At 68.2% G+C, this 289-nt stretch carries 1 pseudogene; it reads left to right on the top strand.

The annotated features are described in order from the left end of the window. Window positions 1-289, top strand: a pseudogene (locus tag ACYQ2W_RS26820) (transglutaminase domain-containing protein); the annotation flags it as partial.

Genomic DNA, 289 nt, shown 5'->3' with positions numbered 1-289 from the left:
TTTCAGCAACGTCATGGCCGCCGCCGATTACGCCTCCTCCGGCGGCATCCCGACGCGCGTGCTCAGCGAGGGCGGCCAACCCGCCTGGGTGCGCATGGAGCATGTGTGGGTGGAGGCAGCCCTGGACTTCCACCCCGGTCGTGCCTACCGCAACCTGGAGGCCGACAGCTGGATCGCCCTCGACCCCAGCTTCAAGCAGTACGAGTACCTCGAAGGGATCGACGTGGCGCAGATCGCCGGCCTCGACGGCCAGGTGCTGGCCGACGGCTTCCTACAGAGCGGCACGGTT

This window comes from Endothiovibrio diazotrophicus, from assembly GCF_054657215.1.
This window is presented reverse-complemented; position numbering and strand designations above follow the sequence as displayed.